Genomic DNA, 23,046 nt, shown 5'->3' with positions numbered 1-23,046 from the left:
CATCATGAAACCGACCGACACCCCCAAGACCTACCGGGTCAAGAGCTTCGGCTGTCAGATGAATGTCTATGACGGTGAGCGTATGGCTGAATTGCTGGCCGAGAAGGGCATAACCGAAGCGCCCGAAGGCGAGGACGCTGACCTTGTTGTTCTCAACACGTGCCACATTCGCGAGAAAGCCGCGGAGAAGATTTACTCCGACATTGGCCGCCTGACCAAGGGTAAGACGCAGAAGAAAGCGCCGATGATTGCTGTCGCGGGCTGCGTCGCTCAGGCTGAGGGTGAAGAGATCATGGCGCGCGCGCCAGCAGTCTCCATGGTGGTCGGTCCGCAGGCCTATCACCGCCTGCCCGACATGCTGGATAAGGCGGTGAAGGGCGAGCGGGCGACCGACACCGATATGCCCGCAATTGCGAAGTTCGACAGTCTCCCGCAGCGCAAGCGGCGTTCGCCAACGGCATTTCTGACGGTGCAAGAAGGCTGCGACAAGTTCTGCACCTATTGCGTTGTGCCTTACACGCGCGGCGCAGAAATTTCTCGTCCATACAGTGACCTGATCGCCGAAGCGCAGAAACTAATCGAAGCGGGTGCGCGCGAGATCACGCTGCTGGGTCAGAATGTGAATGCTTGGAGCGGCGAGAACGACAAAGGTCAGCCGGTCGGCCTTGGCGGGCTGATCCGCGCGCTGGCCAAGCTCGATGGATTGGAGCGCATCCGCTACACCACCAGCCACCCCAACGACATGGAAGACGACCTGATCGCCGCGCATGGTGAGATCGACAAGCTGATGCCGTATCTCCACCTGCCGGTGCAGTCGGGCAATGACCGCGTTCTCAAAGCGATGAACCGCGCGCATACGGCGGAAAGCTATCTGCGGCTGCTCGAACGCTTCCGGGAAGCACGGCCCGATATTGCGCTGTCGGGTGACTTCATTGTCGGCTTCCCGGGTGAGACCGAGGCGGAGTTTGAGGATACCCTCAAAATCGTCGACGAGGTCCGCTATTCCCAAGCGTTCAGCTTCAAGTATTCTCCGCGCCCCGGCACGCCGGCGGCGACGATGGACAACCAGATTGCCAAAGAGGTGATGGATGACCGCCTCCAGCGCCTGCAAGCGCGCCTCAACCGCGATCAGGAAGCGTTCAATCACGCATTGGTGGGCAAGACCTGCAAGGTCCTGATCGAACGCAAGGGCAAGCATGCGGGCCAATGGCTGGGCAAATCACCATGGCTCACCAGCGTCTGGTTCGAAGGAGACAGTGAGATCGGCGATCTGATCGAAATGGATCTGGTCGAAGCAGGGCCTAACTCTGTGATGGGTCGCCCCAAATCGATTGTGACGACCTGATTTCAGCATTACCATGCGGTGACTTTCCACCGCTGCGATACCCGTGCGAACTTGCCAAGCGGGGAAGGGGCCTTACCTTTCCGACTCGAAGGGCGCGTGAATTGTCGTAGTGCGCCCAAACGCAAAGGAACCTATGGGCCGCAGACCTACCCGCAAAATTGATCCGGCGGTTGTGCCGGAAGCGATCAATCCCGATGACGCCGCGAATGGCGTGATCGGTCAGGCCAAAGCTGAGCTGACCTTTGATAACCAGTCCCTGCTGGGCCCGCTTTTCGGTCAATTCGATGCCAATCTGGTGCAGGTGGAAAACCGCCTTGGCGTGATGATCCATGCGCGCGGCGATCAAATTTTGATCGAAGGCCCCGCTGATGCCGTGGCCCGCGCCCGCGAAACGCTCAACACCATGTATGATCGGCTCGCGCAGGGTCAGGATCTGGATGCGGGAGCGATAGAGTCGCTGATAGCTATGTCGAATGAGCCAACCCTTGAGGGGATTATCTCGGGCGAGAAGAAAGAGCCGCCGATTATGATCCGCACGCGGCGCAAGACCATTGTGCCGCGCTCCGCCACACAGATTGATTACATGCGCGCGCTGGTGCGGGACGATATCGTGTTTGCGCTGGGTCCGGCAGGAACGGGTAAAACCTATATCGCGGTCGCGCAGGCGGTCAGCCAGCTGATCAGCGGCAGCGTGCAGCGCCTGATCCTCTCGCGTCCTGCGGTTGAGGCCGGTGAAAAGCTGGGCTTTCTTCCAGGCACCGAGAAAGAAAAGGTCGATCCCTATCTGCGCCCACTCTACGACGCGCTCAACGATTGCATGCCGCCCGAACAGGTGCAGCGCCGCATCGACAGCGGCGAGATTGAGATTGCGCCTATCGCATTTATGCGCGGCCGGACGCTCGCCGATGCTTTCGTGATCCTCGATGAAGCGCAGAACACCACGCGCGAGCAGATGAAGATGTTCCTCACCCGCTTTGGCCAGAACAGCCGGATGGTGGTGTGCGGCGATCCGAAACAGGTCGATATTCCCGGTGGTGTGCAATCGAGCGGCCTCAACGATGCGGTCTCTCGGTTGGAGGACGTCGATGGATTCGGCACCATTCGTTTCACCGCCGCCGACGTGGTGCGCCACCCGATCGTGGGTCGGATCGTTGAAGCCTATGAAGGACCAAACGCCTGAGATTGCCGGGATAGCGTTCCGCACTCGTCACCGCTACAGACCCACATATGGCCGACCACAAACCCGCTTACGAAATGGCAGCGCCGTCCATTCGGCCTTACGTGCAGCCACTTTATCACGGCGCGCTGCCGATTCCATTTCAGACTACTGATGAAGACGGGCGGGCGATCAGCCTCGCCGATGATTTCCTCTCGGGTCAGCATCTAATCCTCGTGTTTCTCGGCGATCCGGCCAGCGACAAGAACGCGCCGCTGCTGCGCGCAGTGGGCGAACTGGCTGAGCGGTTTGAAGCGGTCAATGCGCGCGCGCTCGCGATCACGGCCTCAACCAATGCGGCGGACAACCGTGCGCTGAAGCGCGACAGCAGCTTCCCGTGGTCAGTGGCCTCCGATGCGCGGGGCGGAATTTTCGCGTCCTATGGTCTGTTCAAAGGCACCGACCTCACCAATCGATTGGTGCTGCTGACCCCGTATCGTCAGGTGCGCGCATGGTTTGATATTGAAGGAGACGCCACGGCGGCGTTGGCAACGGTAATGGAGCTTATGGAAAACTCGACAACCGCTGATGAGGCGAACTGGATCCCCGCCCACGCGCCGATCCTGACCGTGCCCAATGTCCTGACCCCGGAGGAGTGTGCCAAGCTGGTGGAATCGGTTGAGACCGAAACCCCCTTTATGGTGCGTCAGCCTCGCCCCGGAGAGATTGCGGGAAACTACAAGATCCCGGTCTATGATCGCGAGCGGCAGGATCGGATCGACCTGATCGTCAAGGACCAGAACACGCTTGCTTTCCTCGATGGGCGGATTTTCGAGCGGGTGACGCCAATGATCAAGAAGGCCTTTGCCTTCGATGTGCAGCGGCGCGAAGACCTGCATATCGCCCGCTATCACGGCGCGCGCGAAGGGGTAACGATTGGCCACCGCGACAATGTCGAGCCGCCAGGCGCACATCGCCGCTTCGCGCTGTCGATGAGCCTGAATGATGATTACGAAGGCGGTGAGATCACCTTCGGTGAGTTCAGCCAGCGCGGCTATCGCGTACCGGCAGGAACGGCGATGGTGTTCTCATCCTCGCTGCTGCACGAGGTGCAGGAGACGACTTCGGGCGTTCGCTACAATTTGATTTCGCATTTTTTCTGAGGCGCTTGGTTCTGATGCAATGGCACTGCGCGACAAACAGGTGTTGTCATGGATCTTCCCACTAAAGGGAGCCGTGGTTGGAGCGCGTTCTGGTTCGCCAAATACGCGGCCTTTTTTGTTTTCCCAGTCCTGATCCTTGCCGCCATCTTTTTCGAGCATGACGGATGGTTTCTCGGTCTCGCTCTCTATTGGTTCGCGTCGATTTCATTCCTCGCTTGGCGATCTGCATCAGCGGAAGTCGGCTTGGGTTGGCGTTTGGGGCTTGGGTTCGTGATGGGGGCAAGCCTTGCCTATTCGGTCATGCTTGTCTTCGCCGCGCCAGGTGACACGAAGATTTGCTACGATCGGCTGATTGCGCCAACGCGCGCAAGTATGGGATTTAACCTCGGACCTAGCCCCTATTGCGAAGGCACGCGGCTTCAGGATGTGCAGGTCGATTGATGCAGGTTGATATCGACATTGAGGATTGGTCGGCGGGCGATTGGGAAGCCCTCACCGGGCGCGCCGTGGATGCGCTGGGCGAGATTGCACCCGAACTAGCCAATGCCCGATTGATGACGAGCGTGCTTTTCACCACTGACGCAGAGGTTCACACGCTCAACCGCGAATGGCGGGAGAGGGACAAGCCGACCAATGTGTTGAGCTTTCCGATGCTTGAGCGTGAAGAATTGCTCGATCTGGGGTTGGAGGGGGCTCCTGTGATGCTCGGCGACATTGCGCTGGCGCATGAGACTTGCGCGCGTGAAGCGGCGGAAAAAGAGGTCACGCTTGAAGACCACACCGCCCACCTCATCATCCATGGCCTGCTGCATCTGGCAGGCCACGATCATGTCCATTCCGACGCGGAGGCCGAGGCTATGGAAGCGCTCGAAATCGCGGCTCTTGCCAAAATGGGTATAGCAGACCCATATGGTGACCGGTTTTTGAATGGAGGAACCTAAACAGGGCCATGCCCGATTCCAGTAATTCGTCCGCGGGAGACGCGGAGAGTAGCGGCGGCTTTTGGGCCGCGCTTAAGAAGATACTTCGTACCGGCGACAGCGATCGTTCGCTTCGGGCTCAGCTCGAAGAGGCGATCGACGAGCACGAAGACGAAAACGACGATGACGACGATCACGATAATGGCAACGGCAATGGCGACCTTTCACCGGTCGAACGCCAGATGCTGCGCAACCTGCTGCACTTCAGCGAGCACGACGCCGACGACGTCGCGGTCCCACGCGGAGAGATTGTTGCGGTAGACGCCGCGATCAGCTGGGAAGAGCTGGTCGCAAGTTTCAGCGAGAACGGCCATTCGCGCATGCCGGTGTATCGTGAGACACTGGATGATGTGATCGGCATGATTCACATCAAGGATGTTTTTCCCTTCCTCGCCAATGGCAAACCGCCGCCCAAGGACTGGACTACGTTGATGCGTCAGCCGCTTTACGTGCCGCAGGTGCGTGGGGCGCTGGATGTGCTCGCGGATATGCGCTTGCGGCGCGTGCATCTGGCAATTGTGCTGGATGAATTCTCTGGCACTGACGGTCTCATCACCATCGAAGACCTCGTTGAAGAGATCGTCGGCGATATCGAGGATGAGCACGACGAAACGCCTGAAGAACTGATCGTTCCAGTGGGCGAGGGGATGTGGGATTGCGATGCCCGCGCCGAGCTTGAGGATGTGGCCGAACTGGTAGATCCGCGCCTCGAAGAGGTTGAAGAATCAGTCGATACCCTTGGCGGGCTTGCCTTCGTGCTGGCCGAACAGGTGCCACCTGTTGGCACCGTTGTGGAACATCCAAGCGGCTGGCGGATTGAAGTAACAGCGGGTGACGAGAAGCACGTTACCCGCCTGCGGCTGCACGCCCCCGAAGTTGCGAGCGACTTGCAATAATCGCACAAAAGACAAGATAATCTCGCTTTTTCTTCGATTTTTTGCATCCAAATGGCTTTTCAAGCGTATTTCTTTCCATAAAGGAGAGAGAGGAATGCCTGCACGTCGTTTGCCCCCGCTGCGCGCACTCGAAGCGTTCATGCGCACTGTGCGCCTTGGATCGGCGCGCGCTGCGGCTGAAGAAATCGGTCTCAGCCCCTCTGCGTTGTCCCGCCGGATCACCAATCTCGAAGAGTTCGTGGGCAAGAAGCTGTTCACGCGCGCGCGCCAATCGATGCAGCTGACCGATGAAGGCCAGGCATTCTACGAAGCGGTGAATCCGCATATGGAAGCGCTTGCGCGTGCGGTGGAGAGCCAATCAGACAATATCTCGCTGCTGCGTCTGCGCCTTGGTGTTCTGCCGATGTTCGGCAGCAATCGCTTGTTCCCGCGTCTGGGTGAGCTGCGCAAGCGTCACCCGCTGCTTCACATTGATATCGACACAGGTCCGCACCTTGAGGACCGGGTGGGCGACACGCTGGACGCCGCAATCATCCTCTCACGCGGCCCTGCATCTGGCCTGCACGCGGTGCGCCTGGATCACAATTTCGTCCACGCGATTTGCAGCAAAGAACTGGCGAACAAGGTCCCGCCCGAGGGGACGGAGGATCGCTTCGCGAAGCAGACTTTCCTGATCCACAACGAGTTTCCCGAAAGCTTCGTCGCGTGGAAGCGCGCGCATGATCTGGAAGATATGGAGCCTGCGGCGATCGACCATTACGACTCAGGGCAACTGATGCTGGAAGCGTCCGCGCAGGGGCTTGGCATCGCGATTATGCACGACGATCACCTTGGGCGTCTGGCCGACACGCGGCTTACAACCCTTTCGGATAAGCAGGTGGAAAGCCCCTACAGCTATTGGTTTGTGTGCAAGCCGACGGCGCTGGAATCGCGGCCAGTCAGACTGTTCCACGATTGGCTGGTGAGGGCTGGACTCTAAGGCCTACTCGGCTTGGGTCGGGACAGGCTTGTCGCGCGGCGCTTCGTAGCGGATTGGTGCAACATCGTGGTTGAAGTCCCTTGGTGAACAGCCGATCTTCTCGATCATCACTTCCTCGATACGGCGGCGGGCTTCGGCGCTGATCGCTTTGCGACCGCGGAAGTCTGCCGGACTAAACGGCTCCAAGAAGTGCAGGTCGAGCGTGAAGCTGCCCTTGCGAGACAGTACGCGCTTGGCATTGTTCAGACCACCTTCTTCACCGATCCACCCGACCCATTCGGCGACAACGCCGTAATCGATAAACACTGGCTGCACGAGAACGCCCGGCGGCGGCGGCTCCAGCACGCTGAGCATGCTCGATTTGAACGGCAGCAAGGACTGACCGTCGGTTGTGGTGCCTTCGGGGAAGACGGTGACCGACCAGTTGTCCTCCAACGCTTCTTTCAATGCATTGATTTGCTCGGCCACACCCATGCGGTGCTCACGCTTCACGAAAACGGTGCGATTGAGCGAGCAGAGCCAGCCGATCACGGGTGCCTGCGCCAATTCGGCCTTAGCCACAAAGGCGGTGCCCGATGCCCCCGCCATAGAGAGGATATCCAGCCATGAGACGTGGTTGGCGACATAGAACACGTCGCGTTTTAGATGGGTGCCATGGCTGACGACCTTCGCGCCGGAGACCCGCGCGGCATAGCGCAGAAACAGCATCGGGAAGGGCGAGCCATAGGCAAAGATGCGGTAGAGGTAGTGCAGCGGGACAAATATCAGCAGCAGCACAATCAGCCCAATCACGCGCAGCGAAAGACGCAGCCAGCCCATCATCGACAGCGGTGTATCTTCGCCGCGTGCCGCGGCCACCCGCAATTCCCAGGCTTTGGCTTCGGACGGTCGAATTGGGCGATTGGGCGGTGACAACTCAGTCATCGCGGGAAAGCCTGACGCCGTACAACTCCATACGGTGGTCGACGAGGCGATAGCCGAGCTTTTCAGCGATCTGGCGTTGGAGCGATTCCACTTCAGGATCGACGAACTCAACAACCTTGCCGGTTTCCACATCGATCAGGTGATCGTGGTGAGCTTCCGGCACGGGCTCATAGCGGGAACGGCCATCGCCGAAATCGTGACGGTCAAGGATGCCCGCTTCTTCGAACAGGCGGACTGTCCGATAGACGGTGGCGATTGAGATCTTTGGGTCAATGGCGGATGCGCGGGCGTGGAGCATTTCCACGTCAGGATGGTCTTCGCTTTCCGAAAGCACCCGCGCGATTACGCGGCGTTGCTCGGTGATGCGCAATCCCTTCTCTGCGCACAGCTGCTCAAGGTCTATCTTTTGCGTCAAAATGCACTCCGCCAGTTGAGATAGGCCCCACCAAGTGGCTTCGGGCCCAACGGCTGTCCTGCCTTACCCAGAGGTTGCCTGTATCTCAAGCTGGCGCAGTGATTGTTTACCGGCCTAATGGCCGAAGCTTATTTCTTGCGACGTCCGCGACCGGTGCCCGGCTTGCGACCGAGGCCGATTTTCTTGGCGAGATCACGACGCTTGGCGGCGTAATTGGGCGCAACCATCGGATAGTCGGCTGGCAGGTTCCAGCGTGCGCGATACTCTTCCGGTGTCATGTCGTAATTGGTGCGCAGATAGCGTTTGAGCATTTTCAGCTTCTTGCCGTCTTCCAGACACACAATGTAGTCTGGCTTTACCGATGCGCGGATCGACACGGCGGGTTCGGGCGGGGTGTCATCGGCTTCGCCGTCATCGCCTAGGCCAGCCAGCGCAGAATACACGTTGGTGATCAGTTCAGGGACTGAATCCACGGCCACATCGTTGTTGCTGACATGCGCAGCAACGATGTCGCTGGTCAGTGTTATCAGCGTTTCTTTGTTCATCTCCATGTCAAAATCTTGCATGAGTTCCTCGCTACATTTTATTTATTTTTCGGATTTTTCCGATGGATTCGCCAATGAACCCGCCCGCATCAAAGTGCAAGCGTTGGAAAAGGCCATTTTCAGATTAATCTAAAATTGGGCTAGTCTAGATTATACAGCCGAAAGTAATCGCATCGACACGGCTTCCATCTAACATCTTGTAATAGTTTGGACGTTCCCCAATCGGCTGGAAGCCAACTTTACGATACAAAGTCTCAGCAGGATTGCCGCGCCTCATTTCAAGGAAGATACGTTCGGAACTGCGCTGACGGGCCGCTTCGAACAGTTTTTCAATCAGGACTAGTCCGAGCCCGCGTGATCGGAACTGTGGTCTGACTGCAATCAGGAGCAGTTCTTCTTCACCCGGAGCCGCGCGACTGAGGACGAAACCGGCGGGTTCGCTTGTGGTTTGCAAGCTTGCCAGTCCATCCGGGTCGACTAGCAACGCATGCGTTGTCGGCATGACGAGCGCATCGCTAATTTGGCGGCGGTTCCATGCTTCGCCGTAAGCAGGATCAAACGCATCCTCCATGACCTGCATGATCTGATCAATGATGTCGTCGGTGGTGATCATGCTGCTGCCTGCGGCTTGGCATCGGGCGCGCGGCCATAGATGGGAGAGAGCGAGGTGGTCAGCAGATCCTTGGCAATTCTGTTGGCCTTGCTCGCATCAGGGAGCGCGGTGATTGCGGAGGCAGGCTGATCGAGAAGATCGGCAAGATCATTGGCACGGTTGCCGATGATGGTTGTTTGCACGTTGCCAGCAGCGGCTGCTTCCGGTTTGAGCGATGCGAATTCGTCCATCGGGCCGGAAGTATCGAAGTTCTGGACGAAGAATTCACCGTGGCCGCCGTTCATGCAGACCGTCGCGGGGCCGCTTGTGTCCGTGCTGGCATAGACCAGCGCCAAGGTCGGGTAACCGAGCACCCGCGCGCGCCATGCCACGCCGAGCGCCCTTGCGGTCGCAATTCCGATACGCACGCCTGTAAAGCTGCCCGGACCAAGCGAGACCAGAATTCGATCCGCGCGCCCTTTGTCGGGCAAGTAGGCGATCATCGGTACCAGAGTTTCTGCATGGCCGCGCCCGATCTCGCGATGTTCGTTGGCAATCAAATTGTCGCCTTCAAACAACGCAATTGAGCACGCTTCGGTGGCGGTTTCTATCACAAGAGTGCGGTTTGCATCAGGCATGTCTCAGCCCCTGCCGCACACTGCGCACACCTGCAAGGATTGAAACCGCTTAGGCGATGGAATTGAAGGTATCGAATTCTGGGCGAGGAGAGCGATCAAAGATGCTTTCTGGATCGCCATAACCGACTGAACAGATGAAGTTTACGCGGTGGCGCGGTTCATTGCCGAAGAAGGCGGCGTTTACGGCATCTGCATCAAAGCCGGACATCGGACCGCAATCGAGGCCGACAGCGCGTGCAGCGAGCATCAAATATGCGCCCTGCAAAGACGAGTTGCGGAATGCGCCTTCTTCTCGGCCCTTTTCGTCGCCTTCAAACCAGCTTTTCGCGTCCGTATGCGGGAACAGCCAAGGCAGTTCTTCGTGAAAATCGATATCGTATCCGATCACGGCGGTGACGGGGGCTGCAACGATCTTGTCTTTGTTTCCTTCCATCACGCATTCGGCGAGATTCGCCTTGGCGGCGTCCGACTTCACCCAGACGATCCGCACCGGCTGCATATTGGCCGAAGTGGGGGCCATCTTCATCAGGTCCCAGATGGCGTGCAGCTGTTCATCCGAAACGCCCTTGTCGAGCCAGCCATTGTAGCTGCGCGCTTCATTGAACAACTGTGCGAGGGCTTCGTCCGAAAGGACGTGATCGTGGAATTGCTGGGTCATGGTGATCCTTGGATACTAGGCGGCGCGAACTTCGAGCACCTCGGGAACGTAGTGTTTGAGCAGTCCCTCAATCCCATGCTTGAGCGTGGCGGTGCTTGATGGACAGCCCGAGCAGGCGCCTTGCAAAGCAAGATAGACAACGCCGTCTTGAAAGCCGCGATAGGCGATGTCGCCACCATCGCTGGCGACTGCCGGGCGCACGCGGGTTTCAAGCAGCTCCTTGATAGAGGCGATGATTTCGCCATCCTCTTCGCGGTCTTCGACGGCCATGCCATCGTCTTCTGCAGGAACGGAGATGCCGTCCGCGGTGCCACCGGCAAACAGGGGGGCTTCCGACACAAAATGATCGAGCAGGATGCTGACGACCTGCGGCTTCAGTGCGCTCCAATTGCTACCCGGAGCGGCTGTGACCGTCACAAAGTCCCATCCGAAGAAGACGTTGACCACTTCACCCGTGTCGAAAATCGCCTGAGCCAGCGGGCTCGCTTCGGCGGCTTCAGGCGAGGGGAATTCGCGAGTGCCAGTGGGCATTACCGTACGGCCGGGAAGGAATTTCAGGCTCGCCGGATTTGGCGTCGTTTCAGTCTCGATAAACATGGCTTAGTATGTAGGTGGCGCTGGCGGCAGCGGCAATGGGCAATTGGCGGAGAGATTTCCGCTCAAACCATTCACTATCCCTTCACACGATCTGTCCCTATATACTGCCTATGAAATCTCCCTCACGTGCAGCGCGCGCTGCGTTTCTACTCCTCGCCCCACTTTCGCTGGCCGTTCCCGGCATGGCTCAGGAGCAAGCCGCTCCTCCGCCGATCAGTGTTGCGATTGATCCCGAGCCGCAGCCTCCGGAACCTGTTCCCGCGCCGACAGCGCTACAAACAGGTGAAGAAACGCCATGGCTCTACGAGGGCAGCGATGTCCCGATTGATCGCCAGTGGCTGTTTGGGAAGATGGACAACGGCCTGCGTTATGCGGTGCGCCGCAATGGCGTGCCCCCAGGTCAGATCTCGATCCGCGTCCGCGTAGATGCAGGCTCTTTGCACGAAAAGGATGAAGAACAAGGATTTGCACACTTGCTGGAGCACTTGCTTTTCCGTGAGAGCGAGTATCTGGAGCAGGGGCAAGCCATCGCGACCTGGCAGAGGCTTGGCGCGACATTTGGTGCCGACGCAAATGCCGAAACCAGCCCTACGCACACCGCCTATAAACTCGACATTCCTGACATCGATCGGGCCAAGCTGGAGCAGAGTATCAAGCTGCTCTCTGGCATGATCAAAGCGCCGGTTCTGAGTGTTGAGAACGTCGATGCTGAACGCCCGATTGTTTTGGCTGAAAAGCGTGAAAGCGGCGGTGCAGCAGAGCGTGTGGGCAACGTTACTCGCAAAACGTTCTTTGCCGGTCAGCGCCTCGCCACACGCGATCCGATTGGCACGGATGAAACACTAAATGGGGCGACAGCTGCTGGACTGCAGGCGTTCTATGACCGCTGGTACCGCCCTGAAAACACGGTGATCGTGGCATCAGGTGATGCCGATCCTGAGCTGCTGGCCGGGCTGGTCGAAAAGTGGTTTGGCGATTGGAAAGGGAAAGGAGCCGCGGAAACGGCACCCGACTTTGGTGACCCGATTGCTCCTGAAGGCGCAACGCGCGCGGCGGTAACCGATCTTGCGCTAGGCGAGGTTAAGGTAACCGTTGAGCCGGACCTTCCGCGCAATCTGACATATGCGGTCATGCGTCCATGGCGGCAGGTGCAGGACACCATCCTCTACAATGAAGGCCTGATGCTGGACTCTATCGCACAGGCCATCATCAACCGCCGCCTTGAAGTGCGTGCGCGGGCTGGGGGCAGCTATCTGTATGCTCAGGTGCAGCAGGATGACATTTCGCGCTCAACCGACGCAACCTTCGTCAGTTTCGCGCCTCTCACCGGCGACTGGAAGACGGCCCTTAGCGATGTGCGCGGCGTGATCGCCGACGCATTGAAGACCGCACCCACGCAGGAAGAAATCGACCGCGAAGTCGCTGAATACGATGTCATCTTCGCCAATCAGGTTGAACAAAGCCGCGTGCAAGCCGGATCAGAACTCGCCGACCAGCTGGTGCGCGCGGTCGACATTCGCGAAACAGTCGCCTCTCCCGAAACGGTGCTGGACGTTTTCCGTGGCATGAAGAAGCGTTTCACCCCCAAGGAAATCCTCGCGCGGACCAAAGCGCTGTTCGAAGGCGATGTGGTGCGGTCTGTCTATGTGACGCCAGAGGCCGGCGAAGCGGACGAGCAGACGCTCAAACTTGCACTGGCGAGCGAAGCTCTCGTCGACAACACCGCGCGGCTGGCTGAGAAATCGATCTCGTTTGATGAGCTTCCCGCGATTGGTGAGCCCGGCGCTGTTATCGCCAACGGACCGATCGGAATTCTGGGCATCGAGCAGTTCAATTTTGACAATGGCGTTCGTGCGCTGCTGTGGTCCAACGATGCCGAGCCTGGCCGTGTGACGGTCAAAGTGCGCTTTGGCGCCGGTTACCGTGGTTTTGATGCGGACAGCGCAGTATATGCCGGGCTGGGCGAAATGGCGCTGGTTGGCTCGGGTATTGGTGAGCTTGGCCAGAACGAGATCGACCGTTTGGCCACTGGCCGCAAACTTGGTTTCGATTTCGCGATTGATGATGGGGTATTCACCTTCACCGCGCAAACACGCTCTGATGATGTGGCGGACCAACTGTATCTGTTTGCCGCGAAGCTTGGCATGCCGCGCTGGGATGGCGATCCCGTTGTGCGGGCAAAGGCTGCGGCGGAGCTTGCCTATAACACCTATTCCACCAGCCCTTCGGGCATCATCAACCGCGATCTGTCCTATCTGCTCAGCGACAAAGACCCGCGTTTTGCGACGCCGACTCCGGAGCAATTGAAAGGCGTGACACCGGAGCAGTTCCGCAAGGTTTGGGAACCGCTGTTGAAGCAGGGTCCGATCGAAGTGCTGGTCTTTGGTCAATATGATCGTGAGGCGATTATCGAGAAGATCGGCGCGACCTTTGGCGCCTTGCCTGCGCGCGATCCGATTGATCCGGCGGTTGCAGGACGCGTTCCGGTGTTCCCGACCGACACCGATGCACCTTCGGTTCTGACCCACCGTGGCGATGCCAATCAGGCGGCGGCTGTGGTGACGTGGGAGACCGGGGGCGGCGTGCCGAACCTGCGCGAATCTCGCCGATTGGAAATTCTCGCCCAACTGTTCAGCAACCGTCTGCTCGATGCGTTGCGTGAGCAGGCCGGGGCGAGCTATGCACCGCAGGCATTCTCTGACTGGCCCACTGATGTTTCTGCTGGTGGCACGATCACCGCGTTGGCGCAGCTGGAGCCGGAGTTTGTGCCGATCTTCTTTGCCGAAGCGGAGAACATCGCGAAGGACCTGGCCACCAATCCGCCGAGCGCAGATGAGCTTGCACGGGTGACCGAGCCGCTCGCCAACCTTATCCGGCGTGCGTCAACCGGCAATCAGTTCTGGCTCTACAATCTTGAAGGTGCGACCACAGATCCAAGGCGTATCCAATTGCTGCGCAGTGTTCTGTTTGACTATTCACAAACCACACCGATGGCGATGCAAGAGCTGGCAACGAAGTACCTCCTTGGAAAATCGCCTGTGCAGATTGCTGTGATCCCACAAGGGCAATCGCTAGCCAGCCTACCTGCCGATTATGTGCCTTCAGCCCCTAAAAAGACCGAGGTTCAGGGGCCGGGGATCGGTGCTGCGTCACCCTTAGTTGGCCGCTGATCGGCCCATTCGATCAGAGTGGCCCGCGAAATATAGTTGTCGCGAAGCCCCTTACGGCTTTACAGATTGATCATTGCTCCGTACCCGCGCGGCGCAAGGCACGGGCCGATTGGGAGATTGCGGCCTCAAACATTTGATTGGACGAAACGAAACTACAGTGGCTCAGAATTGGACCCCCGACGGCTGGAAAGCCCACGAAGCACGGCATTTGCCGCAATACGAAAGCGCAGAAGAGCTGGCGCAGGCAGAGTCTACTCTGCAGGCCTATCCCCCGCTGGTCTTTGCTGGTGAAGCCCGCGCCCTGAAAGCGGACCTTGCTGAGGTTGCCGCTGGTAAGGCGTTCCTGCTGCAAGGCGGCGATTGTGCGGAAAGCTTCGCCGAGTTTCACCCGAACAACATCCGCGACACTTTCAGAGTGCTTCTGCAGATGGCGGTTGTGATGACCTTCGCCAGCAAGCGACCAGTGATCAAGGTCGGACGCATGGCTGGCCAATTTGCAAAACCGCGTTCCTCTCCGACGGAAACCAAAGGCGATGTAACGCTGCCAAGTTATTTGGGAGACAACATCAACGGCATTGAATTCGATGCCGAGAAACGCCGTAACGATCCCGACCGTATGGTTCGCGCCTATTCCCAGGCGGCGGCGACGCTGAACCTGCTGCGAGCCTTTGCCGGTGGTGGATACGCCAACCTTCGCCGTGTGCACCAGTGGACGCTCGATTTCATGGGCCGTACCTCGTGGACCGACAAGTTTGCCGAAACCGCAGGCCGTATTGGCGAAGCGCTCGACTTCATGGAAGCGTGCGGCATTGACCCGGCGACTGTTCCGCAATTGCAGGGCACCGAATTCTACACCAGCCACGAGGGGCTGTTGCTGCCCTATGAAGAGGCTCTGACCCGTCAGGACTCCACCACGGGCGATTGGTATGCGACCTCCGCCCACATGCTGTGGATCGGTGACCGCACCCGTTTCCCGGGCAGCGCACATATCGAATTTGCGCGGGGCATCGACAACCCGCTGGGCATGAAGTGCGGACCGAGCCTTGAGCCCGATGCGCTGCTTGAACTGCTCGACACTCTGAACCCCGCTCGTGAGCCGGGCCGGATCACCCTGATCAGCCGCTATGGCCACGACAAGGTTGAAGAGGGCCTGCCCAAGCTGGTGCGCGCGGTGAGGCGCGAAGGCCATCCGGTGGTGTGGAGCTGTGACCCGATGCACGGCAACGTCATCAAGTCAGACAGCGGATACAAGACACGTCCGTTCGACCGTATCTTGTCCGAAGTGAAGGGCTTCTTCGCTGTGCACCGTGCAGAGGGCACACATCCGGGCGGCATCCATATCGAGATGACCGGTCAGGATGTGACCGAGTGCGTTGGCGGCGCGGTGGCCATCACCGATGATGCGCTGGGCGATCGTTATCACACCCATTGTGATCCGCGCCTCAATGCGGAGCAATCGCTGGAGCTCGCTTTCCTGATTGCGGAGATGCTGAACGACGAAGCCGCATCGCGCGATGCCGGAGCAGCTGCCGACGCAGCCTGAACCTTTTATAGGTGAATTCCGCTAGCAGCGCATAAGCCGCGTAGTGACGATAGCTGTTTATCGCTCTTGTTGGTCAACGAGAGCGAGACAGCATGATTGCATCTTCCACTTCCAGTCCAAAATTCGAGACTACGCCGTCAGTCCTATATTTGCTCTTCGGCGAAGGGGCATTGTTGATCACCAGCTCGATTCTGGCTGTGATTGCAGTGGTGGCGATGCTTTTCGCCTCTGCTGCTCGCAAAGAGGTGCGTGCCAAGGGGCTGTTGGCGCAATCGCAATTGCGAAAGCTGAAGCAGATGCGGCGCACCGTCCATATGGCCGAAACAATCGCCGAGCTGGGCGTCTGGCAATACAATCCGGCGACCGGCGAACAGGAATGGTCGCGTGGTATGAAGGCGATATTCGGTATCGACGATGATGAGCCTTTTGTGGAAGGCGATGCCGAAACGCTGCTTTTTGCAAACAATGTCGATCTGGTTAGCAGTGTGCTTCTCCACCGGGCAGAAACGGACACCTACAATCTTGAGTTCGACATAATCGACCGGCTTGGCGCGCCGCGATCAATTTTGGTCCAAGCGTACAATTTACGTCATCCCAGCGGCGGCATTGCGAATGTTGTCGGCGTTGTCCGCGACGTGACCGATCAATTGGCGCATCAGCGGGATCTCGAGCTTTCGCGGGAAGAAGCGTTGGTCGAGGCTCGCCAAGCACGCGAGCTTGCAGAAACCGATCCTTTGACCGGTCTCGCCAATCGTCGCCGGGTTATGGCCAAACTGGACCAGTATTTGATGCAGGCCCGGCGTAAAGGAGCAGGATTATCCATGATCCTGTTCGATCTTGATCACTTCAAGGCGGTCAATGACACCTTTGGTCATCCGGAGGGCGACAAGGTACTGCAGAAGGTTGGCAAAATTGCCTTGGCGCAGGCCCGCGCGAGTGACCTTGTTGGCCGTGTGGGAGGCGAGGAATTCGTCTGGATCGTAGAAGGTGCGGATCAGAAAACCGCTCATAGTCTCGCGGATCGATTGCGGCGCGCGATTGCTTTGCAAACCGGAGAAGGCGGAACCCCGGATGTAACCGCGAGCGTGGGATGCGCGCATATGCAACCAGGTGATAGCTCGCTGACTATCTTCTCCCGCGCGGATCGAGCGCTGTATGCGGCCAAAGATGGTGGCCGCAATCAAGTAAGACTAGCCGCGTAGGAGATGGGCACACCGCTCCGCTGTGACTTTCAATTGACGCATCTTTGGGGCATGTCTGCCTGACACCAAGGCCAGATATGGGAGGCTGCGTGCCCCAGTCCATGCCAGATACTGCAAGCCGGGATCGCTTTGATTTGCGCGACAATTTTCTGCGCACGCGGGCTTTGACCGAGGCTCTTGTCGAGCAGCTTTCGGATGCGGACGCAACGATCCAGTCTATGGAAGATGCCTCGCCCGCCAAATGGCATCTGGCGCACACGACGTGGTTCTGGGAGACATTTCTGCTGCGCGATCATGCGCTGGGATATCGGCTGTTCGACGAGCAATGGCCGTTCCTTTTCAACTCCTATTATGAAGCGGAGGGGGAGCGGATAGGCCGCTTTTCGCGCGGCATGTTGTCGCGGCCATCGCTGGCGCAGGTGCTCGACTATCGCGCACACGTGACCAACGCGATGGAACCGCTGCTAGATGATCCGGCCCATGCTGACCTGATCGCTCTCGGCATCGCGCATGAGCAGCAGCATATCGAGTTGCTGCTGACTGATATTAAGCACGCACTGTTCCAGAACCCGCTTGGTGTGGCGATGTGGGAAAAGCAGCCGCAACGGGGCGAAGCGCTGGACAATGACTGGCACCAGCACCCGGGCGGGATTGCCAGCATCGGCCATACGGGCGAGCGCTTTGCTTTCGACAATGAAGGCCCCGCGCACCGCGTCCTGCTGGAACCCTTTGCGCTCGCCAGCACATTGGTCACCAATCGCGAGTGGGACCAGTTTATCGATGAAGGCGGGTATCAGACCGCATCTTTGTGGCTCTCGGACGGCTGGGCGTGGGTGCGGGACAACAATGTCTCAGCGCCTCTCTACTGGCGGCGTGGCGAGCACTTCTCGCATCAAGGCTGGCAACCCCGCGATCCCAACGCGCCGGTGACTCACATCTCCTATTTCGAAGCGGATGCCTTCGCTACTTGGGCAGGCGCGCGCTTGCCGACCGAGTTTGAGTGGGAAGCGATTGCGCAAGGCCATGATGCGGCTACGGGCAATCAACTCGATGCCGCCGCTGCGCCGCTACCAAGCGGCTCAAACGACCTGTTTGGCGATTGCTGGCAATTCACCCGCTCAGCCTATTTGCCGTATCCCCGCTTCCAACCCGCCACGGGTGCGGTGGGCGAATACAATGGCAAATTTATGAGCGGTCAGTTCGTGCTGAAAGGCGCAAGCTGCGCGACGGTGCGTGGCCATTCGCGCGCTTCCTACCGCAACTTCTTTTACCCCCATCAGCGCTGGCAATTCACGGGCCTGCGGCTGGCAAAGGACATTTGATCCCATGACGACAAGTAAGGGCCTGCGACTGGTCGAACACGATGAGGACGGCATCGACACGAAGTTCCGCGCAGATGTTCTTGATGGCCTGTCGCAAGAACAGAAAGCGATCCCCGCGCGCTGGCTCTATGACGATGCGGGCTCGCAATTGTTCGAGGATATCACCCAGCTTCCCGAATACTATCCGACCCGCGCCGAGACAGAGATCTTGACCGAGCGCGCGGTGGAGTTTGCCGAGCAAATTGCGAAGGGCTGTGCGGTCGTGGAGTTTGGTTCTGGCAGCTCAGTCAAAACACCGTTGCTGCTGCGTGCGATTGATCCTGCTGCCTATGTTCCACTCGACATATCCGGTGATTTCCTGCGAGCCGCCGCTGCGGATTTGGCGGAGAAGTTTCCGGGCCTTGCAGTGCATCCGGTCGAGGCGGATTTTATGCGGCAGGTTGAACTGCCGAATGAGGTGGCGGAGCTTCCCAAGCTCGGCTTCTTCCCGGGTTCGACCATCGGCAATATGGTCGCGCGCACCGCGGTCGATCTGCTGCGTTCCATGCGGGAGACTCTGGGCACAGGTGCGCAGCTTCTGATCGGGATGGACCTGATCAAAGACGAAGACGTTCTCGTCGCCGCCTATGACGATGAAGCGGGCGTCACAGCCGAGTTCAACACCAATATGATCCGCCGCATCAATCGTGAGCTGGATGGTGACATTCCGATCGACGCATTGAGCCATGAGGCGCGCTGGAACGATGAAAACGCGCGGGTGGAAATGCATCTGGTGGCGGGTGAAGCGCTTGATTTCAGCGTAAGCGGTCGTGCCTTCACAATGCAGGAAGGCGAGACGATCCACACCGAGAACAGCCACAAATTTAACCGCCGCACATCGAACATGCTCCTGCTCGCAGGGGGATGGGAACCGCAGAAGCGTTGGCTCGACAGCAAGCAGCGATTCTCGCTTATCCTAGCGGAGGCCAAGCCGCCACGTTCGGCGCCCTGAAACTACACGCGGCCCCGCGCGTTGGGGTGGCATGGGATCACATCATAGCGACATTCTCGTCATCGGTGCGGGCATGGCAGGGCTTACCTGCGCAACCCGTCTTGCACACGCAAACAAATCCGTCATCGTGCTCGACAAAGGGCGCGGGCCGGGTGGGCGCATGGCCGCGCGGCGTGCCGAGATCGCCGGAGAAACCGTGTCGTTCGATCATGGCGCGCAATACTTCACCGTGCGCGATCCCGAGTTCACGGCGGTGGTCGAGGAATGGCATCGGGATGGCGTGGTGGCTCCGTGGACCGATGCGGGTGATGATGCCTGGGTTGGCGTGCCAGGCATGAATGGTCCGATCCGAGCCATGGCCAATGCACTTGATGTGCGTTGGGGCGTGCGCGCTGAGCGGCTGTATCACACGGGCGATCACTGGTGCGCGAAGGCCGGAGAAGAAAGTTTCTGCGCTGAGACGATCCTGATCGCGATACCCGCCGAACAGACAAGCGAGCTGCTCGACGAGGCCGCACCTGATTATGCTGCAATCGCTGCTGGCGTAACGTCTCAGCCTTGCTGGGCGGTCATGGCCGCGTTTTCGAAGCGCTTGCCGATTGATGCGGACACACTGCGCGATCCCGACGCGCCGATTTCATGGGCCGCGCGCAATTCAGCGAAACCGCAGCGGGCAGGGGAGGAGTGCTGGGTGCTCCATGCGTCGCCAGAGCACACGCGCGGTCATCTCGATGTGCCAAAGGAAGAGGTCGCGGCGATCTTGCTGGAGGATTTCTTCAAACAGACCGGTTGCCAGCCCGTCGAGCCGATCCACTGCGTTGCGCATCGCTGGCTTTATGCGATGCCGGATAAGGTGGAAGGCGCAGCCGCCCGTTTTGATCCGACGCACCAGATCGGGATTGCGGGCGACTATCTGCACTCTCCGCGTGTCGAAGGCGCGTTTATCTCCGGCGCTGCACTGGCAAAGGCCGTAACGGACGATTCAGAGTTAAGCTGAATTCAGCGATCTAGGGAAAGTTGGCTGGGGTGGCAGGGATCGAACCTGCGAATGCCGGTACCAAAAACCGGTGCCTTACCACTTGGCTACACCCCAGCAGTCTCTCGCAAGAGAGCGCGCTCTATAACGCGGCTGTCACAGATGTGAAGGGCCTGCGAGCGCCGATCAGCGAATTTCTACAGCGGCGTACCGCGCCGCGCGCTGAGATCGGCTTCAACCTGGGCAATTGTGGCCCGGTCAATCTTGTAGAACAACAAGGCGCTTGCTGCCGGAATCATGATCAGAGCAGGGATCAGGGCAAAAGCAATTTGAATACCCATAATCGCGAATTCCGTTTGCTCCGCGCCCGAGACGAAGCCGGTTTGATCCAGAACCACGCCGGGGATGAACGATCCAAATCCAATTCCGGCTTTCACTCCGAATACGGAAGCGGCGACGACCAAAGCCGTCATCTGCCGGTTGTTCTTCCAGTCGATGTACTCGGCGATGTCAGTGAACATGGAATACGACAGGACCATCAAAATTCCGAAGCCGATCCCGACGAGATATTGCACACCTGTCTGCTCCCACACCGCATCGAGTGGCAGGAAATAGAATGCTGTGATCATCGTACCCTTCAGGATGCCCGCCGCGATAAGCATGTGCGCTTTCTCAAAACGCCTTTGCAGGATCGCGCCCAAAACCACGCCCGAGACTTGACCCAGAGCAAGCGCCGTCAAGAACAAGGCGGCGCGGTCAAAGAACAGGAACACCGGCGTTCCATCGTCGCCTACCACATATTTGAAGAAGAACGGGGCCGATGCAGCGCGTGCTGCGATTGATGTCACGCCGAGGATTGCTGCAATCGCCACCACGATCCATGGGATCGAACTCAGCAGTACGCCCAAATCGCCTTTGAGCGAGCCGTTTTCCTGTGTCGGCGGAATACGCTCTTTGGTGGTCGCAAAGGCGGTAAGCAGGCAGAATATTGAAACTGCGGCAATGCAGGTGATCGTAAGCTGCATGCCAAGCCGTTCGTCTCCGCCGCCAAGCTCGCGCACCAATGTCGTCCCCAGTGCCCCGACAAGAATGCCGCCGCTCGCGGAGAAGAACATGCGGAAACCGGTGACGTTGGAGCGCACCTGAGACGACGGCGAGATCACGCCCAACAGGCCGCCATAGGGCACGTTCACGGCGGTGAACGCAAGCATGCACAGAGTGTATGTGACATAAGCCCAAACCAGCAGCGCGGTTGTGCTCAGGTCTGCTGGTGCGCTGAATATCAGCACCATCGACACACCCAAAGGCACAGCGCCGAACAGGAGGTAAGGACGATATCGACCCCATCTCGTTCGTGTGCGATCAGCAATTGCGCCCATCATCGGATCGGTGAAGGCGTCAATCAGCTTGGTGATGAGCAACATCAGGCTGACGGCTGCCGGGGCAAGGCCACCCTGATCGACAAAATAGTAGAGGAGGAAGAACCCAAAGAAGTTGAGCATCAAGCCCGAAGCAAGATCACCCACGCCATAGCCGAGCTTCTCGCCGAGGCGCACTTGGTCAGATGAGCCTGTTGGCAATGCTTACTCCTGTGGGATCGTTAACACGACAATGGGCCGGAAGCCCGCCAACATCTAGCGGAATCTTCCAGCCCATTCTCGTAAGCTATCGATCAAGCGTCAGAAAGACCAGTCGAGCGTCTTGCCATCAAAGTCGGCAGCTGAGTGGCGTTCAAGCAATTGTTCGCTTTCATCGCCCCACGCCTTGTTGACGATCCGCCCGCGTTGGACACCGGGACGTGCGGCAATCTCACGCGCCCAGCGGCCCACGTTTTTGTATTCGTCGATCGAGAGGAAAGTCTTGGCCTCATTGTAGATCGTGCCCGCCACGAATGGCGCAAGCCACGGGAAATTTGCCATATCGGCGATGGTGTAGTCGTCTCCGGAGAGGAAGCGCGTTTCGCCAAGACGCTTGTCTGCCACGTCGAAAATCCGCTTGGTTTCCATCGCGTAGCGATTGATCGGATACTCATACTTCTCAGGCGCATAAGCGTAGAAATGGCCAAAACCGCCGCCGATGAAGGGGCCGGTGCCGACTTGCCAAAACACCCAGCTGAGCACTTCGGCGCGTTCGGCAGGATCGGTCGGAAGGAACTCGCCGAACTTCTCGGCAAGGTGGACAAGGATCGCGCCGCTTTCGAACACGCGGAACGGCGTGTCGCCGCTCTTGTCGACTAGGGCGGGGATCTTCGAGTTGGGATTGATATCGACAAAGCCGCTGGTGAACTGCTGACCTTCGCCGATATTGACGGTGTAAGCGTCGTATTCAGCGCCTTTATGGCCGAGCTCCAACAGCTCCTCGAGCATGATCGTGACCTTCACACCGTTGGGCGTGGCGAGGCTGTGCAGTTGAAAGGGGTTATTGCCTTCTGGCAGCGCCTTTTCCTCGCGCGCGCCAGCGGTGGGGCGGTTGATGCTGGCGAAGCGGCCTCCACTCTCGGTTTCGGCGCTCCAGACTTCGGGTGGAGTGTAGGTTGGATCTGCCATGTACGGGTGCCTCCTGTTGGTGTTCTCTTTGTTGTTTCGAGAGGTGGGGCATCACGGTTACGAGCGCAAGTCAGCGCGGCGTGCGGTTTTGCTTTGCGCGCTGAAAGCCATCCTTGACTGGTCGCTTTCCACAACACTTGCACCGTGTATCCCAAAAGGATACTGACGTCTGCATGCACTTGGCTGGACACAAGATTCGCCTGTGGCGAGAGGCGCATGATCCGCCGCTTTCGGCGGAGGAGTTTGGCGCGCGCGTGGGCGGGCTTGAGGGTGATCCGCCTTGGCCCAGCCGCACCGTCTATGGCTGGGAAGCCAAAGGCAAGGTCGCGCGGCCCAAGGTCCAGAAACGCCTTGCAGACCTTGGCATTTGCGATCCCGCTGACTGGCTTGAACCCGCCCCCGAAAACG

Annotated in this window: 22 protein-coding genes and 1 tRNA gene; 13 read left to right on the top strand and 10 right to left on the bottom strand. The window is 58.8% G+C overall.

From position 1 onward, the window contains the following. Nucleotides 1-4: 4 nt before the first annotated feature. The 7 genes from miaB (at nucleotide 5) to AC0V6K_RS01615 (ending at nucleotide 6,519) form a co-directional block, all read left to right on the top strand. Nucleotides 5-1,345: a tRNA (N6-isopentenyl adenosine(37)-C2)-methylthiotransferase MiaB gene (gene miaB, locus AC0V6K_RS01645; protein ID WP_472624140.1), complete on the top strand. Its 1,341-nt coding sequence runs from the start codon at nucleotides 5-7 to the stop codon at nucleotides 1,343-1,345. A gap of 133 nt (nucleotides 1,346-1,478) precedes the next feature. After that, a complete protein-coding gene (locus AC0V6K_RS01640) occupies nucleotides 1,479-2,525 on the top strand; it encodes a PhoH family protein (protein ID WP_472624138.1) in 1,047 nt (348 codons plus the stop codon). Between the two features lie 47 nt (nucleotides 2,526-2,572). Further along, nucleotides 2,573-3,664, top strand: a complete 1,092-nt coding sequence (locus tag AC0V6K_RS01635) for a hypothetical protein (protein WP_472624136.1) — start codon at nucleotides 2,573-2,575, stop codon at nucleotides 3,662-3,664. A gap of 48 nt (nucleotides 3,665-3,712) precedes the next feature. Continuing rightward, nucleotides 3,713-4,105: a hypothetical protein gene (locus tag AC0V6K_RS01630; protein WP_472624134.1), complete on the top strand. Its 393-nt coding sequence runs from the start codon at nucleotides 3,713-3,715 to the stop codon at nucleotides 4,103-4,105. Then, nucleotides 4,105-4,605: an rRNA maturation RNase YbeY gene (gene ybeY / locus AC0V6K_RS01625; RefSeq protein ID WP_472624132.1), complete on the top strand. Its 501-nt coding sequence runs from the start codon at nucleotides 4,105-4,107 to the stop codon at nucleotides 4,603-4,605. The genes AC0V6K_RS01630 and ybeY overlap by 1 nt, the downstream gene beginning before the upstream one ends. Before the next feature lie 8 nt (nucleotides 4,606-4,613). Then, the gene (locus AC0V6K_RS01620; RefSeq protein WP_472624130.1) at nucleotides 4,614-5,540 is read left to right on the top strand and encodes a hemolysin family protein; all 927 of its coding nucleotides are present in this window, start codon (nucleotides 4,614-4,616) and stop codon (nucleotides 5,538-5,540) included. A 94-nt stretch (nucleotides 5,541-5,634) separates the two neighbouring features. Further along, nucleotides 5,635-6,519, top strand: a complete 885-nt coding sequence (locus tag AC0V6K_RS01615; protein WP_472624128.1) for a LysR substrate-binding domain-containing protein — start codon at nucleotides 5,635-5,637, stop codon at nucleotides 6,517-6,519. Nucleotides 6,520-6,522: 3 nt separating this feature from the next. On the opposite strand, the gene AC0V6K_RS01610 is transcribed toward AC0V6K_RS01615, so the two are convergent. From AC0V6K_RS01610 to AC0V6K_RS01580, 7 genes are all read right to left on the bottom strand, one after another. After that, nucleotides 6,523-7,443, bottom strand: coding sequence for a lysophospholipid acyltransferase family protein (locus AC0V6K_RS01610; protein WP_472624126.1), 921 nt, complete (start codon nucleotides 7,441-7,443; stop codon nucleotides 6,523-6,525). Further along, on the bottom strand, nucleotides 7,436-7,858 hold the full coding sequence (locus AC0V6K_RS01605; protein ID WP_472624124.1) for a Fur family transcriptional regulator: 423 nt from the start codon (nucleotides 7,856-7,858) through the stop codon (nucleotides 7,436-7,438). Before AC0V6K_RS01605 ends, AC0V6K_RS01610 begins: the two co-directional genes overlap by 8 nt. Before the next feature lie 128 nt (nucleotides 7,859-7,986). After that, nucleotides 7,987-8,424, bottom strand: coding sequence for a Ros/MucR family transcriptional regulator (locus tag AC0V6K_RS01600; protein WP_472624122.1), 438 nt, complete (start codon nucleotides 8,422-8,424; stop codon nucleotides 7,987-7,989). A gap of 124 nt (nucleotides 8,425-8,548) precedes the next feature. Continuing rightward, nucleotides 8,549-9,016 (bottom strand): GNAT family N-acetyltransferase, encoded by a 468-nt coding sequence (locus AC0V6K_RS01595; RefSeq protein ID WP_472624120.1) that lies wholly within the window; start codon nucleotides 9,014-9,016, stop codon nucleotides 8,549-8,551. After that, nucleotides 9,013-9,633 (bottom strand): tRNA (adenosine(37)-N6)-threonylcarbamoyltransferase complex dimerization subunit type 1 TsaB, encoded by a 621-nt coding sequence (gene tsaB, locus AC0V6K_RS01590; protein ID WP_472624118.1) that lies wholly within the window; start codon nucleotides 9,631-9,633, stop codon nucleotides 9,013-9,015. Before tsaB ends, AC0V6K_RS01595 begins: the two co-directional genes overlap by 4 nt. 49 nt (nucleotides 9,634-9,682) lie before the next feature. After that, nucleotides 9,683-10,291 (bottom strand): malonic semialdehyde reductase, encoded by a 609-nt coding sequence (locus AC0V6K_RS01585; protein WP_472624116.1) that lies wholly within the window; start codon nucleotides 10,289-10,291, stop codon nucleotides 9,683-9,685. 15 nt (nucleotides 10,292-10,306) lie between these two features. Further along, entirely contained in the window at nucleotides 10,307-10,888 is a 582-nt protein-coding gene (locus AC0V6K_RS01580; RefSeq protein WP_472624114.1) for a NifU family protein, read from the bottom strand. 110 nt (nucleotides 10,889-10,998) lie between these two features. Here AC0V6K_RS01580 and AC0V6K_RS01575 point away from each other — a divergent pair, with 110 nt between their 5' ends. From AC0V6K_RS01575 to AC0V6K_RS01550, 6 genes are all read left to right on the top strand, one after another. Further along, a complete protein-coding gene (locus AC0V6K_RS01575; protein ID WP_472624112.1) occupies nucleotides 10,999-14,058 on the top strand; it encodes a M16 family metallopeptidase in 3,060 nt (1,019 codons plus the stop codon). A 157-nt stretch (nucleotides 14,059-14,215) separates the two neighbouring features. After that, a complete protein-coding gene (locus AC0V6K_RS01570; protein ID WP_472624110.1) occupies nucleotides 14,216-15,601 on the top strand; it encodes a class II 3-deoxy-7-phosphoheptulonate synthase in 1,386 nt (461 codons plus the stop codon). 173 nt (nucleotides 15,602-15,774) lie between these two features. Continuing rightward, the gene (locus tag AC0V6K_RS01565; protein ID WP_472624108.1) at nucleotides 15,775-16,803 is read left to right on the top strand and encodes a GGDEF domain-containing protein; all 1,029 of its coding nucleotides are present in this window, start codon (nucleotides 15,775-15,777) and stop codon (nucleotides 16,801-16,803) included. Nucleotides 16,804-16,904: 101 nt separating this feature from the next. Beyond that, entirely contained in the window at nucleotides 16,905-18,125 is a 1,221-nt protein-coding gene (gene egtB / locus AC0V6K_RS01560) for an ergothioneine biosynthesis protein EgtB (protein ID WP_472624106.1), read from the top strand. Nucleotides 18,126-18,129: 4 nt separating this feature from the next. Next, nucleotides 18,130-19,116, top strand: a complete 987-nt coding sequence (gene egtD / locus AC0V6K_RS01555) for an L-histidine N(alpha)-methyltransferase (RefSeq protein ID WP_472624104.1) — start codon at nucleotides 18,130-18,132, stop codon at nucleotides 19,114-19,116. Nucleotides 19,117-19,147: 31 nt separating this feature from the next. Beyond that, nucleotides 19,148-20,113, top strand: coding sequence for an NAD(P)/FAD-dependent oxidoreductase (locus AC0V6K_RS01550; protein ID WP_472624102.1), 966 nt, complete (start codon nucleotides 19,148-19,150; stop codon nucleotides 20,111-20,113). Between the two features lie 21 nt (nucleotides 20,114-20,134). Here AC0V6K_RS01550 and AC0V6K_RS01545 read toward each other — a convergent pair. The 3 genes from AC0V6K_RS01545 to yghU form a co-directional block, all read right to left on the bottom strand. Beyond that, a tRNA-Gln gene (locus AC0V6K_RS01545) sits at nucleotides 20,135-20,209 on the bottom strand. An 80-nt stretch (nucleotides 20,210-20,289) separates the two neighbouring features. After that, nucleotides 20,290-21,672 carry an MFS transporter gene (locus tag AC0V6K_RS01540; protein ID WP_472624100.1) on the bottom strand — a complete coding sequence of 461 codons (1,383 nt, stop codon included), beginning with the start codon at nucleotides 21,670-21,672 and terminating at the stop codon, nucleotides 20,290-20,292. A gap of 99 nt (nucleotides 21,673-21,771) precedes the next feature. Beyond that, nucleotides 21,772-22,638, bottom strand: coding sequence for a glutathione-dependent disulfide-bond oxidoreductase (gene yghU, locus AC0V6K_RS01535; protein WP_472624098.1), 867 nt, complete (start codon nucleotides 22,636-22,638; stop codon nucleotides 21,772-21,774). Between the last annotated feature and the right edge of the window lie 408 nt (nucleotides 22,639-23,046).

It is taken from the genome of Erythrobacter sp. S43 (assembly GCF_057364955.1).
The sequence above is the reverse complement of the archived record's forward strand: the minus strand, read 5'-3'. Positions and strand labels throughout refer to the sequence as shown.